A 20,354-nucleotide genomic window follows, 5' to 3' on the forward strand; every position below is an offset into this window, starting at 1 on the left:
AGGGGTTCACCATGGACTTTTACATCCTGGTTCAACAATTGTTCAATGGCATCACGCTGGGGACGATCTACGGCCTGATCGCGGTTGGATACACCATGGTCTACGGCGTCATCCGGATGATCAACTTCGCCCATGGCGACGTCTATATGGTATCGGCCTATATCGCCGCCATCACGCTTGCCGTCCTTGGCTATTTCGGTGTTCAGTCGGTTCCCTTCGCCCTGATATCAGTGCTGGTGATCAGCTGCGCGATCACCGCCGTCTATGGCTGGGTGATCGAGCGCGTCGCCTATCGTCCGCTTCGCGGCTCGACCAAGCTTGCTCCGCTGATATCGGCCATCGGCATCTCGCTGATGCTGCAGAGCTACGTCCAGATCGCCCAGGGCGCACGCGACCAGGGTGTGCCGACGCTCATCCAGGGGGCGTTTCGCATCGGAAACGATACCCACTTCGCGCAGATCACCTACATGCAGACGGTGATCCTGTTCGCGTCGCTGATCGCCATGGGCGTGCTGACCTATGTGATCAACTACACCAGGATCGGCCGCGAATGCCGCGCCACCCAGCAGAATATCCGGATCTCCGCGATACTCGGGGTCAATACCGACCGGATCATTTCGGCGGTGTTCGTCATGGGCGCGGCCACTGCCGCCGTCGGCGGCACGCTCGTTACCTTCAACTACGGCTCCTTCAACTTTTTCATCGGCTTTGTCATGGGCATCAAGGCCTTCACGGCCGCGGTTCTCGGCGGGATCGGCTCGCTGCCCGGCGCCGTACTCGGCGGCATCGTCCTCGGCCTGACCGAGGCTCTGTTCGCCGGCTATGTCAGCACCGACTACAAGGACGTCTTCGCCTTCGCATTGCTCATCACTCTCCTGTTTTTCCGACCGTATGGCCTGCTTGGCCGGGCGGAAATCCAAAAAGTCTGAAGAGGAGCACGAACCATGGAATCCAACCGCCTTCGCGCACTCTTCAAGCAAGCACTCCTCACTTTTACGGTCTCCCTCATCCTGTTCGGCCCGATCTCGGGGCTGGTGCTCGACGGATTTTCGTTCACGAACGAATTGATGCGCGCGGTGTTGTTGGCGGCCGTCGTCACGGCAGGCCGATCGGCACTCTCGCTGTTCCAGATGAGCAGCCTCGGCCGAAAGCTCACCCGGGGCATGGCAGGCAACGGCGCCGGTGTGACCGTCATGACCGGCAAGGAACGGTCGCCGATGCTGGTCCTTGCCCTGTTGTTTTTCGCCGGGTTGAGCCTGCCGTTCTTTGCCGACAAATACTTCCTGGGCATTGCGATCCTCGCCTTGATATATTGCCTGCTCGGCCTGGGGCTCAACATCGTCGTCGGGCTTGCGGGTCTGCTGGACCTTGGCTACGTCGCCTTCTACGCCGTCGGCGCCTATCTCCTGGCGCTCGGGTCGGAATATCTCGGCATCGGGTTCTGGGGCGCTCTGGTCCTTGCGCCTTTTCTGGCCGGTCTCTTCGGCATGATCCTCGCCTTCCCCGTTCTCAAGATGCATGGCGACTATCTTGCCATTGTGACGCTGGGATTCGGCGAGATCATTCGTCTGGTGCTGAACAACTGGCTTGATTTCACCGGCGGGCCGAACGGCGCTCCGGTCCCGGCCCCCACCTTTCTCGGCCTCGAATTCACCCGCACCGCCAAACAGGGCGGCGTTCCCATTCATGAATATCTGGGCATCGCCTACAGTGCGGACTACCGGTTCTGGTTTCTCTATTTCGTGCTGTTTCTTGTCGTGTGCTTCGTCATTTACGCCGTGGAGCGACTGCGCGTCATCCCTCTCGGCCGGATGTGGGAAGCGCTGCGGGAAGACGAGATCGCCTGCCGTTCGCTCGGCGTCAATCACGTCTTCACAAAGTTGACGGCCTTCATGCTCGGCGCCTCCACGGGCGGCCTCGCCGGCGTCTTCTTCGCCGCACAACAGGGCTTCGTGAACCCGACCTCTTTCACCTTCTTCGAATCCGCTCTCATCCTGGCGATCGTCGTCCTTGGCGGCCTCGGATCGACGGCGGGCGTCATATCGGCGGCTCTGGTTCTCACCATTCTTCCGGAACTTCTGCGTGAGTTTGCCGAATACCGCGTCCTGGTCTTCGGTATCCTGATGGTGGTGATGATGATCTGGAAACCGCGCGGCCTGGTCCGCATCAAGCGCCCGGCATTCTTTCCGAGCTCGATGAAAGAAGGCATCGGCACCGAACTGTCCTTCGAGGGCAAGGCGGAGGCGGGACGATGAGCCCCATCCTCGAAGTACAGAATGTCACCATGCGTTTCGGCGGCATCGTCGCCAACCGGGACGTCAGCTTCTCGGTCGAACGCGGCGCGGTCACCGCCCTGATCGGTCCCAACGGCGCCGGCAAGACGACGATGTTCAACTGCATCACCGGATTCTATCGCTCCAGTGAAGGCCGCATCATGCTGAACGGGCGCGACGGTCCGACGGATATCGGCCAGTTGGTGACGAAACCGATGACCGGCGGCTCGCATCTCGTGACGCGCGCCGGGATTGCCAGGACGTTCCAGAACATCCGCCTGTTCAAGGAAATGTCGGTCATCGAGAACCTTCTGGTCGCCCAACACCTTGCCACCCGCAACAATATTCTCAGCGGCGTTTTCCGAACCGGGGCGTTCCGCAAGGCCGAGGCAGAGGCCATCGACCGCGCCTATCACTGGCTTGGGCAGATGAAGCTTGCCGACGACGCCAACCGCCTGGCCGGCGAACTGCCCTACGGCCGGCAGCGTCGCGTCGAGATTGCCCGCGCCATGTGCACGGGTCCGAGCCTCATATGCCTCGACGAACCGGCCGCCGGCCTCAACCCCTCCGAAACGCTCGATCTGGCGGAGGTCATCCAACGGCTCTGTACCGATCACAAGCAGACGGTTCTCGTCATCGAGCACGACATGGGTCTCGTCATGCGCATTTCGAACCACATCGTCGTGCTCGATCATGGCGAGGTGATCTCCGACGGCACGCCTGAGTATGTCGCCAACGACCCGGCCGTCGTCGCCGCTTATCTCGGGGTCAGCGAAGAAGAGGTACCAGCATGAGCCAGTCGTCCGACACGCAGGTACCGCTTCTCGAATTCGCCGGCGTTCACGCCCATTACGGCCCGGTAGAAGCGCTGAAGGCGGTAAACGTCCATATCTCAGCCGGTGAGATCGTCAGCCTGATCGGCGCAAACGGCGCCGGCAAGACCACGCTGCTTTCCTCCATCTTCGGCGCGCCGCGCGCCTCATCCGGCAAGATCCTGCATCGCGGCGAAGATATCTCCCAGATGCCGACCAGCAGGATTTCCCGGCGCGGCATCGCGCTCGTTCCGGAAGGTCGTCAGATCTTTCAGGAGATGTCCGTCGAAGAGAATATGATGATGGGCACGACGCCAATCGGCATGGCCCGCTTCGAAGAAGACCGGAACACCATGTTCGAGCTCTTCCCGCGCCTCAAGGAGCGCCGAAATCAGACCGCCGGCACCATGTCGGGCGGCGAACAGCAGATGCTCGCCATCGCCCGCGCCATGATGGCGCGGCCCGAGCTGATCCTGTTCGATGAACCGTCGCTCGGCTTGGCGCCGCTGATCGTCAAGCGCGTTTTCGAAGTTTTGCGGGAGATCGCTGCGATGGGCAAAACGATATTTCTCGTCGAGCAGAACGCCAACCATGCACTGAAGCTGTCGCAGCGGGCCTATGTCATGGTCAACGGCCGCGTCCACCTTTCCGGCGACAGCGCCGCCCTGCTCGATAACCAAGAGGTCCGCAAAGCCTATCTCGGACTGCACTGAACAAGGGGCTTCCAGCCGGCATGGCCAATCTGCCGACAGCTGGCGTCGATTTAGCGCGGATGCCGTCCGGAGGATTTACCCCGAAGAACGGTCATCTGTTCCTGCTGCACTTCATTTTCATCGTTCAGAACGGCTTGCCAAAGCCTGTTGCCGAGCCGAAGCGACACGCGTTTTGTCCCCTCATGTTCGGCAGTCCCGATTTCCACGGAACTGACGACGGAACCATGGCGCATGTGGCGGCGAAGATCGGCCAGCGACAATCCGAACCGTTTCGCCAGCTCCGATGATTCCAGGATAAAATCGCCATTTGAATCGCGCTCAATCAGCACCGATTTTTTCTCCAGCTAAGTTCCACGCTCACGGCTCAGGCCACCGCCGGAATCGCATTGTCCTCCTTTGGCAGCAGCCGCGCTACTGCGCTCAGCAGATCCGTCTGAGATATCAGGCCAAGGATGCGGTAATCGTCGTCGACGATGATGACGGCATGCGTGCGCCCGTCTGTCAGGACGGGCAACAGCGACAGAGCAGGATCCGAAGGTCTCGCCACTGCTGGCCTCGAGATCGCATGCCCGATGGTCTCGGTGCTCATCGACAACTCCCGCAAGCCGACAGCGCCGACGAGACGGCCCTCCGGGTCCTTCACCGGCAGCGTACGGATATTGTGCTTCAAAAGAAGATGCCGTGCGGCATCCGGTTCCGAAGCTTCGCCAATGGCGATCACGTCGCGCGACATGATATCGGCACAGTTGATCTTGCCGTTTGAGCGGATGGCCGCTTGCAGCTCGACCTGCTGCAGCAGCCGGCTAAGGTCTGCCCGGTCGATATCGAAGGTTTCGTCGAGCGCCTCAAGGGCCGCATCGACATCCTCCTCGCGAAAACCCACCCGCACGGCTGATGGCAGGTCGATCGTCTGATGGGTGTTCTCCGCCGGCTTTGGAACGACGTGCGGATAATTCCGCTTGGAAAGCTTGTGGAACAGCAGGCCAAGGCCGACGAGAATGCAGGAGTTTAAAGCGACGGGCACGAAGGGAAAAAGGAATCCCCAGCCGGCAACGACAGGACCGCCGAGCACGGCGGTCAGCGCAGCCGCTCCTCCTGGCGGATGAAGGCAGCGCGTGAAGGACATCGCGCCGATGGCAAGCGAAACGCCGACGCCGGTCGCGATGATCGGATCGCGGATGAAATAGGCAGCAATAATCCCCATCAGGGCGGAAATGGTATTGCCGCCGATGATCGACCAAGGCTGTGCAAGCGGGCTTGCCGGCACCGCAAAAAGCAGCACCGCGGACGCGCCCATCGGCGCGACGATCAGCGGAAGATGTGGCCCCTGCCCGAACATATAGCCGCTGATGACGCCGGTGAGACCGATGGCCAGCAAAGCGCCGAGACATGCAATCAATCGCTCTCGTAAGGTCGCACCGGCCAATATAGGTGAGAACAAGCGGAAGCGGCGGAAGCGGCTCGGTCCCACTTTCGGGGAAACGGGATACTGCATGACAAGACCAATTTTAAGCGAGGATTATCTAGCGGACCAAAGAGGAAGACGTGCGGACTAGTTTGTCGCCAGCCTGACATCTCTGCCTTTTGTCGCGCTGAGGACTTCGTGGAATGCGTTGAAGGCGCTGGGGCGATCATTCTTGCGATAGACGAGCAGCGTCTCGACGGGGCCTAGCTGGTGGGTCTGGACAGGCGTCGGCCAGTGCATGAGGTCAAGGACGGATCGCGGCATGACACCCGCCGTGTTGCCGGTCGCAACGCTCGCCAGGATCGCGTGGTAGGAGCCGAGTTCGCTCGTCGGCAGGGCGCTCGATTTGCGCGCCCAGTTTTCGGCGATCCGGCGATAGGTGCAACCGGGCTCCAAAGCGGCGAGCGACCCGACACGCAGGTCGGCGGCGGATTTGATGGAGGGATGCCCGGACGGCAACACGATCAACAGGTCCTCGACAAAGACCGGCTCGATCTCGAGCGCCTTGAGTTCGGCATCGAAGCTCGAGTCTTCCTCGCGCATCGTCTTCGGCAGGCGGGCAATCAGCGCACAATCCAGCGCATCAGAGAGAACGTCGCGGGTCAGATCGCGAGACGCCCCCATCGTCAGATGAAGCGACACCTCCGGCCACATCTGATTGAATTGCGTCAGCGCCGCCGGCAGCCTGCTTGCCGCCGTGCTCTCCATGGTGCCGACCCGCAATGTCCCCGATGGGGCGAGAGGCCGCACGGCCTGGCGCGCTTCGAGCGCAAGCGCCATAAGCCGGTTGGCATAGGCGAGAAACGTCTCGCCCTCGCGTGTCAACGTCATCTTCTTGCCGTCACGGCTGAAGAGGGAAACCCCGAGGTCCTCTTCCAACTGCTGGATGCGCGTCGTCACATTCGACGGTACCCGCCCTACAGCCTTGGCAGCCTTCGTCACGCTGCGGTCGCTGGCGACAGCGAGGAATATCTCGATCGATGAAAGGTCCAATGAAAAGATCTCGTTTCCGGAATTAAGACGACAGATAATTCTCTATATAAAAATCATTGCGCAGGCTCAAGCCGATTTCGGCATTGGGCGAAAAAACGCCATCCGCGGACCGAACAGGCAAGCGATTGCCGAAAAAAGGATCGCGACGCCGAGGAAATAGCCATGCAGGCGGCGGCATTGCCTCTGTCGGATGAGGATTTGCGGGTTTGAGGCTGGCATGCGGTTTGCATCCGCAAGGCCATCTGCAGATCGATCGGCGACGACCTTAATGTTGCAACTTGTCTTGACCTGTCTTCTTCTGAGCGTCGCTTCAGGCTTGAGCATGCGCCGTTTTCTCCTGCCGTATTTCCCAGGCGGCGATCTCGCTGAGAAATCCGCCCCTGTGACGATCGTCGCAAGCGCCGTCTTTCTGGCGGCAATCGCTTTCACCGTCTCCGATCAGGAGCTTTGGGCAAAATCCATCATCCTGATGCTCGGCCTTTCGCTGGCGGCGATGTTCGACGATGCGAGACCCAGGCTGACGATTGCCCTCTCCGCCGTCAGTTTGGCGGCCTATCTCGGGCTGCGTTCGATTAGCTAAGCCATCCAACCATCACGCAAACAGATCAGTGGTGATTGAACACCGCAGCTCATCGCAAGTGTCGAAGCCCAATCGAGGCGTTGCATCTACCGACGAAATTATTCGTCAACAGAGCCACATCTTACAACCTGAAACATCCACCGACCGCGGACAAGAAAGACTTCGCGCAATACGGGAAAATGATCTCCATTGAAGAATATTCTCTCGCTGTTATTCTCCACAATAGAACATTTGCCGAGGCACGCCGGGACCGCAACGGCTCCCGTGCCGCACGGATGTTCGAGTTGCGCCGATGATGAGGAGGCGAGTGGCGATCATGGACAGCGACCCGGCAGGAAAAATCTGGTCGGAATGGTACGCGTGGCATCCTGTCTTGCCGACCGATGACACAGTGTTCTGGCTCGAGACCGTATACCGCAAGGAAAGCCCGGAGGGTTTCTGGCAATACCGCTCGTTCCGGCCCGAATTCGAACGTCAGCAGGCTCTGACCTGCCTCCCCATCTGTCCCGGCGCCTAAAACCCGACAACGATCGTCAGTAGGCTTGTGTCAACCGAGTGCTTGGCTGACGAGCGCATAGGTCTTCGGCTCGGGCGCCATCGCGCGTCCGGCAACCGGAAGCCAAGGGCCACCGAGCGACATGGTCGTCACGATATCGTAGACAGGAAGACCGCAGCGGGAGAGGAAATCGGAAAAGGTCCCGCCCTGCTCGCGTGTGTCGAGGCGCAGGAACGCCCCTGCATGCTCGGCCGCATGCGGGCGGACGACGGCGATCGCGTCTGCGTCACTGCGCGCCACAACCGGACCGATGACATGGCCACGCCCGAACCGCCGGCAAAGCGAGAATGCCTCGATCCGGCCGGCGCGGCTCAACACGATGCCCTTGGAATTTGCCAGGAGCCGGGCCAGGAGCAGTTTGCGATCCGTGCCGAAGGCCACGCAATCCAATTCGGCGATCGCTTCCAGATCGCCAGCCTCGACGGCCCGTATCACGGCGCCGGACGGCGGCGCCACATCCGGCGGCAATATCGCTTCGCCATGGCATTGAAAGACGAGCGCCTCCCGAACAAAATTCAGGGACCGATAAAGACGGCGCGCTGCGCGCGTCGCATTCAGCCCGAGGTTGCGCCCAGCGACCTGATTCAGCGCATGGCCCATCAACCATTGACCGGCGCCATTGGTTTGAAGACGCGGCGAGGTGATGACCATACCGACCGTGGCAAATTGCGCGTCATAGGGAAACCACATGGCAGAGCCCAGGATACGGCCGATTTCATCGATCGCCACGATGCCCTGTCCGAACTCCCGCAGGAACTGCCAGTCCTCACCGCGATGCGGCCAGGCGACGGTCATCGAAAGTGCGTGCAACTGGTCAAGGGCAACGCTGTCGATCCCGGCGATATGCGTCTCGAAACTATCGACGAACCTGGATTCGGATATCAGTTCACTCACTCCCGCCCTCCTGCCGCATTTTTCTGGCCAAGTCTGCGCCCGGAAACTTCTCCGCCCAGACTAAAACAGATCGTTCGACACAATTCACTGGTGAAGCCTGCGCAAACACAACAATCGACCAAATCCCGATGCGCTTTCGGCAAGTAACGCCTGCGCCTCCCTCTAGACTCATCGACAGATCCAGCGGCCGGAGTCGCCATTCACTGTGAGAGCCCGGAAATGTCACCTCCCTCAGCCCAGTTGCAAACACCTCTAACATCCCGCTGGGCCGAATTGTCGTTTCCGTCGGCGGCATGGCCGCCGTCTCGGCAAGCAGGGCATGCTTGTGAGGTCACCGATGCAGGCCATTGAAATTCTCGAAAGGCTCGTCGGTTTCCCCTCCGTCGTCGGCACGCCGAACGGCGAGATCGTGGCGTGGATTCGGCACTACCTGCGAAGCCACGGCGCCGTCGTCACGGAGCTTCCCGGCCCGGAGGGCGATCGCTCGAACCTCTTCGCCACAATCGGCTCAAAGGGGGAGCCGGGCTATATCCTCTCAGGCCATATGGACGTGGTCCCCGCCGCCGAAGGCAGTTGGACCAGCGACCCGTTTCGCCTGCGCGCCGAAGCGGACCGCCTCTACGGTCGCGGCGCCACGGATATGAAGGGCTTCCTGGCCGCGGTTCTCGCGGCCGTCCCCGCGCTGGCGAAAACACCGCTTCGCCGCCCCGTCCACCTTGCCTTTTCCTATGACGAGGAGGCCGGCTGCCGCGGCGTGCCGCACATGATCGCCCGCCTGCCGGAGCTCTGTGCAACTCCGCTTGGCGCGATCATCGGCGAGCCGAGCGGCATGCGGGCGATCCGCGCCCACAAGGGCAAGGCCGCCGCCCGGCTGACGGTCAGGGGCCGGTCCGGCCATTCCTCGCGCCCGGACCAGGGACTGAACGCAATCCATGCCATTACCGACGTCCTGGCTTGCGCTCGCGCCGAAGCCGAACGGCTCACGCGCGGCCCGTATGAGCCTGTCTTCGAACCGCCCTACTCCTCGCTTCAGGTCGGCACGCTGAAAGGCGGCCAGGCGGTCAACATCATTCCCGACAGCTGCGAGGCCGAGTTCGAGGCGCGGGCTATTTCCGGCGTCGATCCCGCCGCGTTGCTAGCGCCCCTTCGAACATCGGCCGAGGCGCTGTCGCAGTTCGGCTTTCAGGTTGAATGGCGCGAACTCAGCGCCTATCCGGCGCTTTCACTTGCCGCCGATGCGCCGCTTGCAACTCTGCTCGGCGAACTGACCGGCATCGAGCCGCTCGCCGCCGTCAGCTACGGCACGGAGGCCGGGCTTTTCCAGCGCGCAGGCATCGATGCGATCATCTGCGGACCGGGCGACATCGGCCGCGCCCACAAGCCGGACGAATTCATCCTCGCCGGCGAACTGCTCGCCTGCCAGGCGATGGTCGAGGCGCTTGGCCGCCGCTGCACCTGATGACATCGGATCAAGGAGCCGACGCCATGACCTTTCTCTTCAATTCCGATGCGAAGCGCGGCGCCATATTCGCCGAAGCCTTCGCGCGCGAACTGCCCGACATTGCTTTCTCCATGGATCCCAAGTCGGTCGAACCGGACGCCGTGCGCTACCTGATCACCTGGACGGTGCCGGAGGATCTCGCACGCTATCGCAATCTCGAAATCCTGTTTTCGATCGGCGCCGGCATCGACCAGCTCCGTATCGATGCAGTGCCTGCTTCGGTGAAGGTGGTGCGCATGGTCGAGGACGGCATCATCAGGATGATGCAGGAATATGTGACGCTGGCAGTCCTTGCGCTGCATCGCGACTTGCCGGCCTATCTCGACCAGCAGCGGCGCCGGACCTGGCAGGCTATCGCTCCTAGGCAGGCCTCGGAACGCCGCATCGGCGTGCTCGGGCTCGGCATGCTTGGCAGCGCCGTGCTCGAACGTTTACAGCCCTTCGGCTTTCCGCTTTCGGGCTGGAGCCGCAACCCGCGCGAGATCGACGGCGTCCGATGCCTGAGCGGCCGGGACGGCCTCGACATTCTGCTTGCAACCACCGACATTCTCGTCTGCCTGCTGCCGCTGACGGACGAGACGCGGGGCCTCCTGAATGCCGAGCTTTTCGCCAGACTGCCGGCCGCTGCCGCACTCGTCCATGTCGGTCGCGGTCCTCAGCTCGATCATCAGGCGCTCGTCGACGCGCTCGACACCGAGCATCTCTCCGGCGCCGTCGTCGACGTTACCGATCCGGAGCCGCTTCCCGCGGATCACGCCTTCTGGAACCATCCGAAGATCCTGCTGACGCCGCACATTGCGAGCGTCACCCAGCCTGAAACAGCCGCGGCGGCCGTGATCGGCAACATCAAGCGGCACCAGGCGGGCGTCGATCCGATCGGTCTGGTCGATCGCAACCGTGGCTACTGAGTTCTCAACCTAGGAAAGCAAAATCATGTCCCTCCTCAAGACGATCGACACCAACCCGACCTTCGCGCCGCGGGAGTCCGGGCCACTCCCAGAACGGCTGATCTCGGGCAATCCGGCCCTCAAGACCTGGGCGCAGGATGTCGCCCGCGGCGAGACGGTTCATAGCGGCGTCTGGGAAGCGACACCCGGCGAGACGCGCTCGATCAAGGGGGAGACGTTCGAGTTCTGCCATATCCTGTCCGGCCTGATCGAACTCACCCCGGAAGGCGGTGAACCGGTTGTCTACAAGGCCGGCGACAGCTTCGTCATGAAGCCGGGCTTCGTTGGCGTCTGGAAGACGATCGAGACGGTGCGCAAGATCTACGTCACCGTGTCGTGATGCCGACGCCGTAGATTTGACTGCGGCGGCGGCGAAAACGCAATTTTTCGCCGCTGCGGCATCGCCGGTCGACGCATGCTGCTCGCCTTCCCCGGTTAGGCTTGTCTCAGCCCCTCCCGAGGACATGCGATGACACTCAGCTTCGATCCGAACACGATTTCCCTGCCCGTCGGACATTTCATCGGCGGCCGACTGGTTCCGGCCGAAGCCGTCATCGACATGCACCGTCCATCCGACGGCAAGGCCTATGCCGGCTGCCCGCTGGCCGACGAAGCCCTTGTCGACCACGCCGTCGAAACCGCCAGGACCGCCTTGAAGACGAGCAATTGGGGTGGCGTACGACCACGCGAGCGCACTGTGGCGCTACAGCGTTGGGCGGATCTGATTGAAGCCGAGGCGGAGACCCTCGCCAGGCTCGAAGCGCTCTCCTCGACACGTCCCGTTGGTCATCTTGTCGCCGGCGACATCGCCGTCACCGCCGAACAGATCCGCTTCTTTGCCGAATTCGCCGACAAGGAGGGCGGCGACCTCGTCCCGACCGACGATGCGAACTTCGGCATGATCATGACGGAACCCTATGGCGTCGTCGGCGCCATCACACCCTGGAATTTTCCCTTGTCCATGGCCGGCTGGAAGCTCGGCCCGGCGCTGGCGGCGGGCAATGCGGTGGTGCTGAAGCCATCGGAAATGACGCCGTTTTCCACACTCTATCTCGCCGAACTTTCGGTGCGCGCCGGCCTGCCGGCCGGTCTCGTCAACATCGTGCTCGGCGACGGCCCGACCACAGGCAACGCGATCACCGGACATCCCGGCATCTCCAAGGTCAGTTTCACCGGCTCGACCGCAGCCGGCGCGGCGATCATGACCAACATCGCCCGCACCGGCGTCAAGCCGATGACGCTGGAACTCGGCGGCAAGAGCCCGCAGCTGGTCTTCGCCGATGCCGATCTCGATCTTGCGGCAGGCGCAATCGCCGGCAGCATTCTCTCCAACGCCGGTCAGGCCTGCGTTTGCGGATCCCGCCTTATCGTCGAGGCGAAGGTGGCGGACGCGCTCGCAGCCGCACTCGTCGAGAGGCTGGCGGCTATCCGCCCCGGCCCCACCTGGGACGAGGCGACCGATTATTCGCCCGTCATCTCCGAACGACAGATCGCCCGCATGGACGGCATCATCCGTGCCGCGATCGACGACGGCGCCGAGTGCCTCACCGGTGGCCGCCGCCTCGACCGCGAAGGTTATTTCTACGCACCGACCCTGATTTCGGGCGTGACGGCAACATCGCCGGCAGTTCTTGAGGAAATTTTTGGACCGGTCCTGACCATTCAGACCTTCGAGGACGAGGAAGAGGCACTGAGCCTCGCCGACCATCCGGCCTATGGGCTCGCCGCAGGCCTCTTCACCCGCGATCTCTCGCGTGCCATCCGCGTGACCCGCCGCCTGCAGGCCGGCACCGTCTGGGTCAACCGCTATGGTCGCTCGCGCGACCATATCCTGCCGACCGGCGGCTACAAGCAGTCCGGCATCGGCAAGGATCTCGGCCGCGACGCCTATCTCGCCAACCGCAAGAGCAAGAGTGTGCTCATCAGCCTGTGAGGATCTGCGATGAAAACCTACAAGATCGCCCTTCTGCCCGGAGACGGCATCGGCCGCGACGTGACGGCAGCAGCCTGGGCCGTGCTCGAAAAAGCAGCTAGCCTGAACGGATTTTCTCTGGATGCAACCAGCTATCCCTGGTCCTGCGACTACTATCTGGAGAACGGCAGCATGATGCCCGCCGATGGCATCGAAACGCTCAGATCCTTCGATGCAATCCTGCTCGGCGCCGTCGGCTGGCCTCGCAAAGTGCCGGATTCGGTGTCGCTGCATGGGCTGCTGCTGCCGATCCGCAAGGCCTTCGTGCAATATGCCAATATCCGCCCGCACCGGCTGCTGCCGGGTGTGCAGGGGCCGTTGCGGTCCGATGGCTTCGACATCCTCTGCATTCGTGAAAATACCGAGGGCGAATATTCCGGCGCCGGTGGCCGCGTCCACCAGGGCACCGATAATGAGGTGGCGGTCGAGACCTCGATTTTCACCCGCACGGGGGTTGAGCGCATTCTGCGCTTCGGCTTTGAGCAAGCGCATGCGCGCAGCGGCAAGCTTGCCTCGGTGACGAAGTCCAATGCGCAGAAATATTCGATGGTCTTCTGGGACGAGATCACCCAGATGCTTTCTGCGGAATATCCCGATGTCGAGGTGACCAGCTACCATATCGACGCCATGGCGGCCCGCATGGTCATGGCGCCTGATAGCCTCGACGTCGTGGTCGCCTCCAACCTGTTCGGCGATATCCTGACCGATCTCGGCGCCGCCATCCAGGGCGGGCTCGGTTTTGCCGCCTCCGCCAACATCAATCCCGATCGCTCAGCGCCATCGATGTTCGAACCGGTCCACGGCTCGGCGCCCGATATCGCTGATCTCGGCATCGCCAATCCGATCGCCGCCATCTGGTCGGGCGCGATGATGCTGGAGCATTTGGGAGAAAAGGCTGCTGCCGCAAGGGTGATGGCATCAATCGAAGCGACGACGGCGCGCGGCATCGGCGCAATTCCCGGCAAGGACAAGACCGACGCGATCACGGCATCGGTGCTTTCGGCACTCGGCTGATCAATGGAGAACAGAATGAACGGATTAAGAGATAGCAGTCTGCTTCGCCAGCAGGGGCTGATCGACGGAGAATGGCGCGGGGCTGAAGCTGGGCGCACGATCGAGGTGATCGACCCGGCGACGCAGCATGTGCTGGGCACGGTGCCCGACATGGACGGAGCCGATACGAGGACGGCGATCGCCGCGGCGGAAAAGGCCTTTGGTCCATGGCGCGCAAAGACCAATGCCGAGCGCGGCGCATTGCTGGAAGCCTGGCATGATCTGATGCTCGACAATATCGAGGATCTGGCGCTGATCCTCACCCGAGAGCAGGGCAAGCCACTGACGGAAGCGCGCGGCGAAATCCGCTATGGCGCCTCGTTCATCAAATGGTTTTCCGAGGAGGCGCGCCGCATCGGCGGGACGACCATTCCCTCGCCGACGGCAGATCGGCGGATCGTCGTTCTGAAGGAGCCCGTCGGCGTGTCGGCGATCATCACGCCGTGGAATTTTCCGAATGCGATGATCACCCGCAAGGTCGGGCCGGCGCTCGCCGCAGGCTGCACCGTCGTCGTCAAGCCATCGGACCTCACCCCTTATTCGGCGCTGGCGCTCGGCGTATTGGCGGAGCGCGCCGGCATCCCCAAGGGCGTGATCAATATCGTCACCGGCATGCCGGCCGGCATCGGCGACGAACTGATGGCGAACCAAACCGTCCGCAAGATCTCTTTCACCGGCTCGACCCGCGTCGGCTCGCTGCTGATGCGCGGTGCGGCCGACAGCATCAAGCGGCTCAGCCTCGAACTCGGCGGCAACGCGCCCTTCATCGTCTTCGACGATGCCGATCTCGATCTGGCCGTAGAAGGCGCGATCGCCTCGAAATTCCGCAATGGCGGGCAGACTTGCGTCTGCGCCAACCGGCTTCTCGTCCAGTCCGGCGTCTATGAGGCCTTTGCCGCCAAACTTTCCGCGCGCGTATCGGCCATGAAAGTCGGGGCCGGCACAGATGCAGGCACCGATATCGGGCCGATGATCAACAAGGCGGCGATCGAGAAGATCAAGCGTCATGTCGACGATGCGGTGGAAAAGGGAGCGAGGATTCTCGCCACCGCAGGTTCCATGCCGGAAGGCGATCAATATGCGGTGCCGATGGTGCTCGGCGGTGCGACGACCGAGATGCAGCTTGCCAGCGAAGAGACCTTCGGACCCGTTGCCCCGCTTTTCCGTTTCGACCACGAGGAAGAGGCGATCCGCATCGCCAACGCCACGCCCTTCGGGCTTGCGGCCTATTTCTACACCGAGAGCCTGAAACGCTCCTGGCGTGTCGCCGAAGCGCTCGAATTCGGGATGGTCGGCCTGAACACAGGGGCGATCTCGACCGAGGTGGCTCCCTTCGGCGGCGTCAAACAATCCGGTCTTGGCCGGGAGGGCGCGCGGTGCGGCATCGAGGAATATCTCGAAATGAAGAGCTTCCACATCGGCGGGCTCGCCTGAATACACGAAAACAAAAGAGCGCCGGGACATCATCCCTGCGCTGGATGATCGGAGCGACTGTCGATGCTCCTGCTGGAGCAACTCCGACATGTCGTTTTGAGTACTCCGCGGCCTTTGGCGGATGCCTGCAAAATTACGGTGCCCAAACAACATTTCTTTGACGCTGCTTTGACGGCAGGATGCTACGGCCGGTTTGCGAAGTTACGCAGAGGGATTTCAACCGGTTATGCTTCAGTTCGATCATCGTCATAGCATAGATTTACATTTCGCAATCCCGGTTTCCCTTCCCGGTTGCTTGCCAGGAGCCGAAGTTGTGGCAGACTGGCCCCTGGATGCCAGGTTTTTCGGCCGCCAAACGAGCGTATCGGAGGCAACGGGGGCGGGGCCGGTGGATCGCATGAACAAGGGGCACGATCCGTTTCGGATGTTCCTGCTCGGGCCTTTTGCTCTTGTGGACGCCGGGGGGCGGTCGGTTGCTCCGAAATCCAAAAAGGCACAGGCTCTTCTGGCAATGCTTGCATTGTCCACCCGGGGCTCGCGCTCGAGAATCTGGCTTAGGGACAAGTTATGGAGCGATCGCTCCGATGACCAGGCGGCAGCCAGTCTACGCCAGGCGCTTTTGGACATTCATAAGAGTCTGGGGGCGGCACGTGATCTCTTGATTGCGGATAAGAATACCGTTTGGCTGGATACGGACCGACTCGTGCTCGATACCGACCTGGTGCTTCGGACGGAGCGGTCTCCGGATCAAGTTACCGACGAATTGCTCGAAGGTATCGACATCCGCGATCCCGAATTCGAGGACTGGTTGGCGCTGGAAAGGCAAAACTGGTATCGCCGTCTCGATGAAGGACAAGTCCACGATGTATTCGAGCCGCGACAGCAGCCGAGCCGTGATGTCGCCAAACATTCCGCCCTGCTGCCTTTAACAGGCGCCCCGGATACGTCGGAAACAGGCAAACCCGTGGACATCGCCAGCAGCGACCCATATGGGCGGCGGGTCGGCGGTGGCTGGCAATGGATGATGGCTCTTCTGTCCCCCATCGTGGTGGGTGCCGGAGAGGGCGGACAAATTGCTGCGACACGGTTCCAGAACCTCATTGCAAAAGCCATAATCGATGGGCTGGGCTTTGGCGTCACCGACCTCTCCTTTACCTTGCCGGATACTGAAGAGAACGAACAGCAGATCAGCCTTCCCATATGCCTACAGCTTCGCCTGACGTTTGATGGTGACATGGTGCTGATCGAGCTGGTGATGAAGCACCTGATCAACAACCGCATTCATTGGCTGGGCAGTCAGGCAATCAACCGCACGCAGTTCGAGCGGGGCGAGTTCGGCATCGCCGCTGCGCTGATCAGCCAGGCCGTCGATCAGCTGGCCTATTTCCAGGAGTTCCAGGCAACCGACAGCCGATTGTCGCAAGACGGTCTCCTGATCGACGCCGTCAGTGCGATCTTTCGGCTGTCGCGCGACGACCTCGATAACGCGGAACGGCGCCTGGAAGCACAGATCCAGTATCAGCCGCGATCATCGACTTTTGCCTGGCTGTCATTCATTCGGACTTTCCAGGTCGGCCAACGTTTCAACGCGCTGGACGCGCATCTGATCGAGGAAGCCCAGGCCTATGCACGCAAGGCGCTGGAACTCGATCCGCAGAATTCCGTGTCGCTCGCGCTCGTCGGCCACGTCCATTCGTTCCTGTTCGGCGAATACGACTATGCGGCCAACCTGTTCGAAAAATCGATCCGCCTGAATCCGGCCCTGCCGCTCGGTTGGGACCTCTACGCGATGCTGCACTGCTATGCAGGCCAGCCCGACAAGGCGGTGGCGATGGCGCGTTGGGTACAAGAGCTCGGCGTCTACAGCCCGCATAAATATTACTTCGATACGACCAAATGCATTGCGGCAGCGCTTGCAGGCGACCATGCCGCAGCCATAGTTGCAGGCGAAGAAGCCCTGCGGGCACGGCCGAACTTCAACAGTCTGCTGCGCTATCTTGCCTCCAGTCATGCCCATTCCAACGATCTCGGCGGCGCGCGGCATTACCTGCAGCGTCTTGAGGCAGTCGAGGGCGGCTTCTCCATCAACGACTTCCGCGGCAGCGGCTATCCGCTGCTCGACACAGGCGGCGGCCAGATCTTGATCGACGGCCTGCTCAAGGCCGGCGCCAAGCTGCGCTGAACCCCGGACAATTCTTCACATCATCGCGCAAGGAGGCTGCAATGGAAGCGGACACTGCCCACGAATCGCAATCAAAATTAGTTTTATTTCTAAACAGCTATAAATTCAGGATTGAGCCGGATACGGTCCTTCCATGCGAACCCAGGGACGACGCCGGTGCTGATCCTCTCGCCGGTGCGTCGCCAGCAGCACCTGATGCAGCCTCCGAACCTGCGCTTTTCCCCGGCACGGGTGAAGATGCATCGCCTTTGGTCGGGCCGATGATGGCGACGATGGCCGTAGCCTCGGTCCTCACGAGCGTGGCGAACAAGTCGGTGCTCAACAAGGCGTCACTGAACAAAAACAAGAACAAAAATAAGAATAAGAACAAGAACAAGAACAAGAACAAGTCGACGATGGACGGCGCCAGCCTCGGCGTGTCGCAGCTTATCCCCTCCTTCGAGCTGCGCAGGCTGCACCAGCAGCCGTCACGCAACGCCTATACCGCGGCGCGGCGCTTCACCTGGGAAATGCTGGATATACTTCCGCCGCCCGGCCCGGATTATACCCGCCTCGAAACGACGGTGCTGCTCTCCATGCAGCGCCGCGACCGCGAGCGTGTGCGGCGCCTGCCCGACATCCAAGTCGAGTCGACGATCTCCGTGGGGGAATTCACCCGCGCATTGCATATCGAGGATCTCGGCGGTTTCGAGCAGACGGAAGGGATTTTCCAGGCGATCCTGACGGCCTGCGAATATGTCGGACTGATCTACAAGAGCCAGTTCAACCGGCTGCGGCCAAACCAGTTTGAGCCCATGCTGCGGCCGTTGCTGGCCGTGCCGGTCCACGAGTCCTATCCCAGCAACCATTCGTTCCAGTGCTTTTCGATCGCCTTTGCGTTCTCGACGATCCTGCCGGAACATCCGGCCACCGACGAGCTTGCCCGCATCGCCCAGAACGTCGCCGAAAATCGCGAATGGGCCGGCCTGCACTATCCGAGCGACACGCAGGCAGGGCGAGATCTCGCCCGACGCTTCGCTCCCTACCTCCACGACGCGTTCGGTCCTCTGTTCCAGGCCGTACACGACGAATGGGTCTGAATTCTCCAGCTGCTGCTCAACAGGGTTAAAACCATGACGGATCAAACAAAAATGCCTGAGCCCGCACCGATCAACTACTACTATCTCTGGCACCTGACTGCTCTTGGCGTAGTCGACGCGGAATACGGATCGGCTCCGCCGGCGCCTCCAGCGCCCGATGCGAGCGCCGCACGCGCGCTCCCCGATCCCCTCATCACCGGCACGGTCTGGGATGCTATCGTATCCGCCGGCCCGCTGCGTCCCGCCCGGGTCGCGCTGATCGATGTCGGCGTATCTCCGGATCATCCCAATCTGGCAACCCGGCTTGACCGGGAGGCGTCAATCGATTTGACGACCCATCGTTACGGCGCCCGCGTGCTCGAAATTCTCGATACGACCACGTCCTTTGACCGTGAGGAAAGACATCCCTTCTTTGCCGGGCTCGACATCGCTCCGCTCGGCAATATGGGCCTTTCGAACGACGACCGAGACTATCTTGGTGATCTGGTTGCCGAATACGCCGCGTCGGAGGGTGTCCTCCGGCGGCTCTACAATCCGGAATCGCTGTTTGCGTCGCATGGTACCTGCTGCGCAGGGCTGATCGTCGGCGAACCCGCCGTTGTTGCGGAAGAAGGCACGCCAAGCCTTCCGCCGGAAGGAGCCTTCTACGGGAATGGCGACGAGCTGCGTACGAGCGGCAATCGCAATGTCATCCCCTATTTCGGCGTTGACCCTTTCTCAAGGCTCATCTCGATCAGAACATCCTTCGAAGACGATGTCAGGCAGTTCATTGCGGCCTTCCTTTATGCCTATCTTCAGAAAGCAGACGTAATCGTCTTGCCGCGCGGTCTGCCTGACCCGAAACACAGCATCGTTGATCCGAAGAACGAGCTGAAGGCCGACCTGGAATTATGGAAAAACCAGGATGCCGCCAATCTGTTCACGCGCATTGCCCTTGCTGATCAGGGTGGGCCTGAACTGGAGCCGAAGGCTGCGCAGAAAGGCTCCAATCCGGATCGCCCATGGCATGTCCTCAAACAACTCATCCTCGCCATCAGCCGGCACATCCCGATCGTCTGCGCCGCAGGAAACAGTGGCGAGAGCCAGCTGATCTATCCGGCAAGTCTTGCCGCCGACAACAACGGCGTCATTGCAGTTGGAGCCGTTACCGTCGAAGGTTTCCGTTCGGGCTACAGCAATTACGGCGAAGGATTGACGGTTGTCTCCCCCTCCGACGACGGGGAAGTCTTCAACAGGCATCAGTTGCGCCTCGACCGGCTTTCTCCATTTGCCGCGCAGCACGACTACAGCGCTTTTCGAACGCGGGAATACTGCTATTCGCACTTCTCGCTGCTGACGACCGACCTATCGGGGATTTTCGGCTATGATCATGGCTCCGATCCGTGGTCGGCCGTCGTGCCGTTCGGAACCAATCCCGGCATCGGGGGCGGATACTACACCACCTTCGGGGGCACATCAGGCGCGGCGGCGCAGGTGGGCGGGCTATGTGCCCTGATACAGCGGGCCTACAAAAGCGGCCATAATCCCGGTGACCGCCTCTCGGGGCCTCAAGTGAAATCGATTCTGAAGACCACATCCCGCCTGGACGCCATTGTCGCGCCCGGAACGAGGAAATTGACGGCGGATTGCATGAACGCCGAAAGCGAGGACGCCGTCGAGATGGGCTATTTCTTTGGATCGGGCCTGCCAAATGCGCGGGCAGCGGTACAGGCAGCCCTGGCCATCTGAAGCCCGGGGATGCTTTTCGAGAGATTCCAAGCCTCCTCTATCGAGGGGGCTTTTTCTTTGTTGACGCCCCCTTTTTACGGATTTTTAACGCGGTACTGGCGGGCGAATGACGCCCTTGGGCAATAGTGCCTCTCAACGGACGGCGCATACCGTTCCGATACTCGACGAAGCC

At 61.5% G+C, this 20,354-nt stretch carries 19 protein-coding genes; 15 read left to right on the forward strand and 4 right to left on the reverse strand.

Going from position 1 to position 20,354, the window contains the following annotated elements:
- Positions 1 to 11: 11 nt before the first annotated feature.
- From G9X67_RS31760 to G9X67_RS31775, 4 genes are read left to right on the forward strand one after another with little or no spacing between them, the layout of a single operon-like run.
- A complete protein-coding gene (locus G9X67_RS31760) occupies positions 12 to 929 on the forward strand; it encodes a branched-chain amino acid ABC transporter permease LivH (RefSeq protein ID WP_138388703.1) in 918 nt (305 codons plus the stop codon).
- 15 nt (positions 930 to 944) lie between these two features.
- Entirely contained in the window at positions 945 to 2,255 is a 1,311-nt protein-coding gene (gene livM, locus G9X67_RS31765; protein WP_171600519.1) for a high-affinity branched-chain amino acid ABC transporter permease LivM, read from the forward strand.
- Entirely contained in the window at positions 2,252 to 3,067 is an 816-nt protein-coding gene (locus G9X67_RS31770; protein ID WP_171600520.1) for an ABC transporter ATP-binding protein, read from the forward strand. Before livM ends, G9X67_RS31770 begins: the two co-directional genes overlap by 4 nt.
- Positions 3,064 to 3,798 carry an ABC transporter ATP-binding protein gene (locus tag G9X67_RS31775; RefSeq protein ID WP_171600521.1) on the forward strand — a complete coding sequence of 245 codons (735 nt, stop codon included), beginning with the start codon at positions 3,064 to 3,066 and terminating at the stop codon, positions 3,796 to 3,798. Before G9X67_RS31770 ends, G9X67_RS31775 begins: the two co-directional genes overlap by 4 nt.
- A gap of 50 nt (positions 3,799 to 3,848) precedes the next feature.
- Here the strand turns inward: G9X67_RS31775 and G9X67_RS31780 are convergent, their stop codons facing one another.
- Genes G9X67_RS31780 through G9X67_RS31790 form a run of 3 tightly spaced genes read right to left on the reverse strand, consistent with a single transcriptional unit; the run spans position 3,849 to position 6,256 of the window.
- Positions 3,849 to 4,127 (reverse strand): DUF6522 family protein, encoded by a 279-nt coding sequence (locus G9X67_RS31780; RefSeq protein ID WP_018445068.1) that lies wholly within the window; start codon positions 4,125 to 4,127, stop codon positions 3,849 to 3,851.
- A gap of 35 nt (positions 4,128 to 4,162) precedes the next feature.
- On the reverse strand, positions 4,163 to 5,293 hold the full coding sequence (locus G9X67_RS31785) for an HPP family protein (protein WP_171600522.1): 1,131 nt from the start codon (positions 5,291 to 5,293) through the stop codon (positions 4,163 to 4,165).
- A gap of 57 nt (positions 5,294 to 5,350) precedes the next feature.
- Positions 5,351 to 6,256 carry a LysR family transcriptional regulator gene (locus tag G9X67_RS31790; protein ID WP_171600523.1) on the reverse strand — a complete coding sequence of 302 codons (906 nt, stop codon included), beginning with the start codon at positions 6,254 to 6,256 and terminating at the stop codon, positions 5,351 to 5,353.
- A 268-nt stretch (positions 6,257 to 6,524) separates the two neighbouring features.
- Here G9X67_RS31790 and G9X67_RS31795 point away from each other — a divergent pair, with 268 nt between their 5' ends.
- Complete coding sequence (locus G9X67_RS31795) at positions 6,525 to 6,836, forward strand: hypothetical protein (protein ID WP_138332568.1); 312 nt, start codon at positions 6,525 to 6,527, stop codon at positions 6,834 to 6,836.
- Positions 6,837 to 7,128: 292 nt separating this feature from the next.
- A complete protein-coding gene (locus G9X67_RS31800) occupies positions 7,129 to 7,353 on the forward strand; it encodes a hypothetical protein (protein WP_171600524.1) in 225 nt (74 codons plus the stop codon).
- Between the two features lie 30 nt (positions 7,354 to 7,383).
- Here the strand turns inward: G9X67_RS31800 and G9X67_RS31805 are convergent, their stop codons facing one another.
- Complete coding sequence (locus G9X67_RS31805) at positions 7,384 to 8,286, reverse strand: GNAT family N-acetyltransferase (protein ID WP_171600525.1); 903 nt, start codon at positions 8,284 to 8,286, stop codon at positions 7,384 to 7,386.
- A 337-nt stretch (positions 8,287 to 8,623) separates the two neighbouring features.
- Here G9X67_RS31805 and argE point away from each other — a divergent pair, with 337 nt between their 5' ends.
- From argE to G9X67_RS31850, 9 genes are all read left to right on the forward strand, one after another.
- On the forward strand, positions 8,624 to 9,745 hold the full coding sequence (gene argE / locus G9X67_RS31810) for an acetylornithine deacetylase (RefSeq protein ID WP_171600526.1): 1,122 nt from the start codon (positions 8,624 to 8,626) through the stop codon (positions 9,743 to 9,745).
- 26 nt (positions 9,746 to 9,771) lie between these two features.
- Positions 9,772 to 10,695, forward strand: a complete 924-nt coding sequence (locus G9X67_RS31815) for a glyoxylate/hydroxypyruvate reductase A (protein WP_171600527.1) — start codon at positions 9,772 to 9,774, stop codon at positions 10,693 to 10,695.
- 25 nt (positions 10,696 to 10,720) lie between these two features.
- A complete protein-coding gene (locus tag G9X67_RS31820) occupies positions 10,721 to 11,074 on the forward strand; it encodes a cupin domain-containing protein (RefSeq protein ID WP_171600528.1) in 354 nt (117 codons plus the stop codon).
- Positions 11,075 to 11,203: 129 nt separating this feature from the next.
- Positions 11,204 to 12,667 (forward strand): aldehyde dehydrogenase family protein, encoded by a 1,464-nt coding sequence (locus tag G9X67_RS31825; RefSeq protein ID WP_138332558.1) that lies wholly within the window; start codon positions 11,204 to 11,206, stop codon positions 12,665 to 12,667.
- 9 nt (positions 12,668 to 12,676) lie between these two features.
- The gene (locus G9X67_RS31830; protein ID WP_171600529.1) at positions 12,677 to 13,720 is read left to right on the forward strand and encodes a tartrate dehydrogenase; all 1,044 of its coding nucleotides are present in this window, start codon (positions 12,677 to 12,679) and stop codon (positions 13,718 to 13,720) included.
- A 15-nt stretch (positions 13,721 to 13,735) separates the two neighbouring features.
- Positions 13,736 to 15,193 carry an NAD-dependent succinate-semialdehyde dehydrogenase gene (locus G9X67_RS31835; protein ID WP_171600530.1) on the forward strand — a complete coding sequence of 486 codons (1,458 nt, stop codon included), beginning with the start codon at positions 13,736 to 13,738 and terminating at the stop codon, positions 15,191 to 15,193.
- Positions 15,194 to 15,419: 226 nt separating this feature from the next.
- Entirely contained in the window at positions 15,420 to 17,375 is a 1,956-nt protein-coding gene (locus G9X67_RS31840) for an SARP family transcriptional regulator (protein ID WP_171600531.1), read from the forward strand.
- Between the two features lie 41 nt (positions 17,376 to 17,416).
- Positions 17,417 to 18,454 carry a phosphatase PAP2 family protein gene (locus G9X67_RS31845; protein WP_171600532.1) on the forward strand — a complete coding sequence of 346 codons (1,038 nt, stop codon included), beginning with the start codon at positions 17,417 to 17,419 and terminating at the stop codon, positions 18,452 to 18,454.
- 33 nt (positions 18,455 to 18,487) lie between these two features.
- A complete protein-coding gene (locus G9X67_RS31850; protein ID WP_138388687.1) occupies positions 18,488 to 20,182 on the forward strand; it encodes a S8 family serine peptidase in 1,695 nt (564 codons plus the stop codon).
- Positions 20,183 to 20,354: the final 172 nt, after the last annotated feature.

This window comes from Rhizobium sp. WYCCWR 11152 (assembly GCF_013087615.1).
Lineage (GTDB): Bacteria > Pseudomonadota > Alphaproteobacteria > Rhizobiales > Rhizobiaceae > Rhizobium > Rhizobium indicum.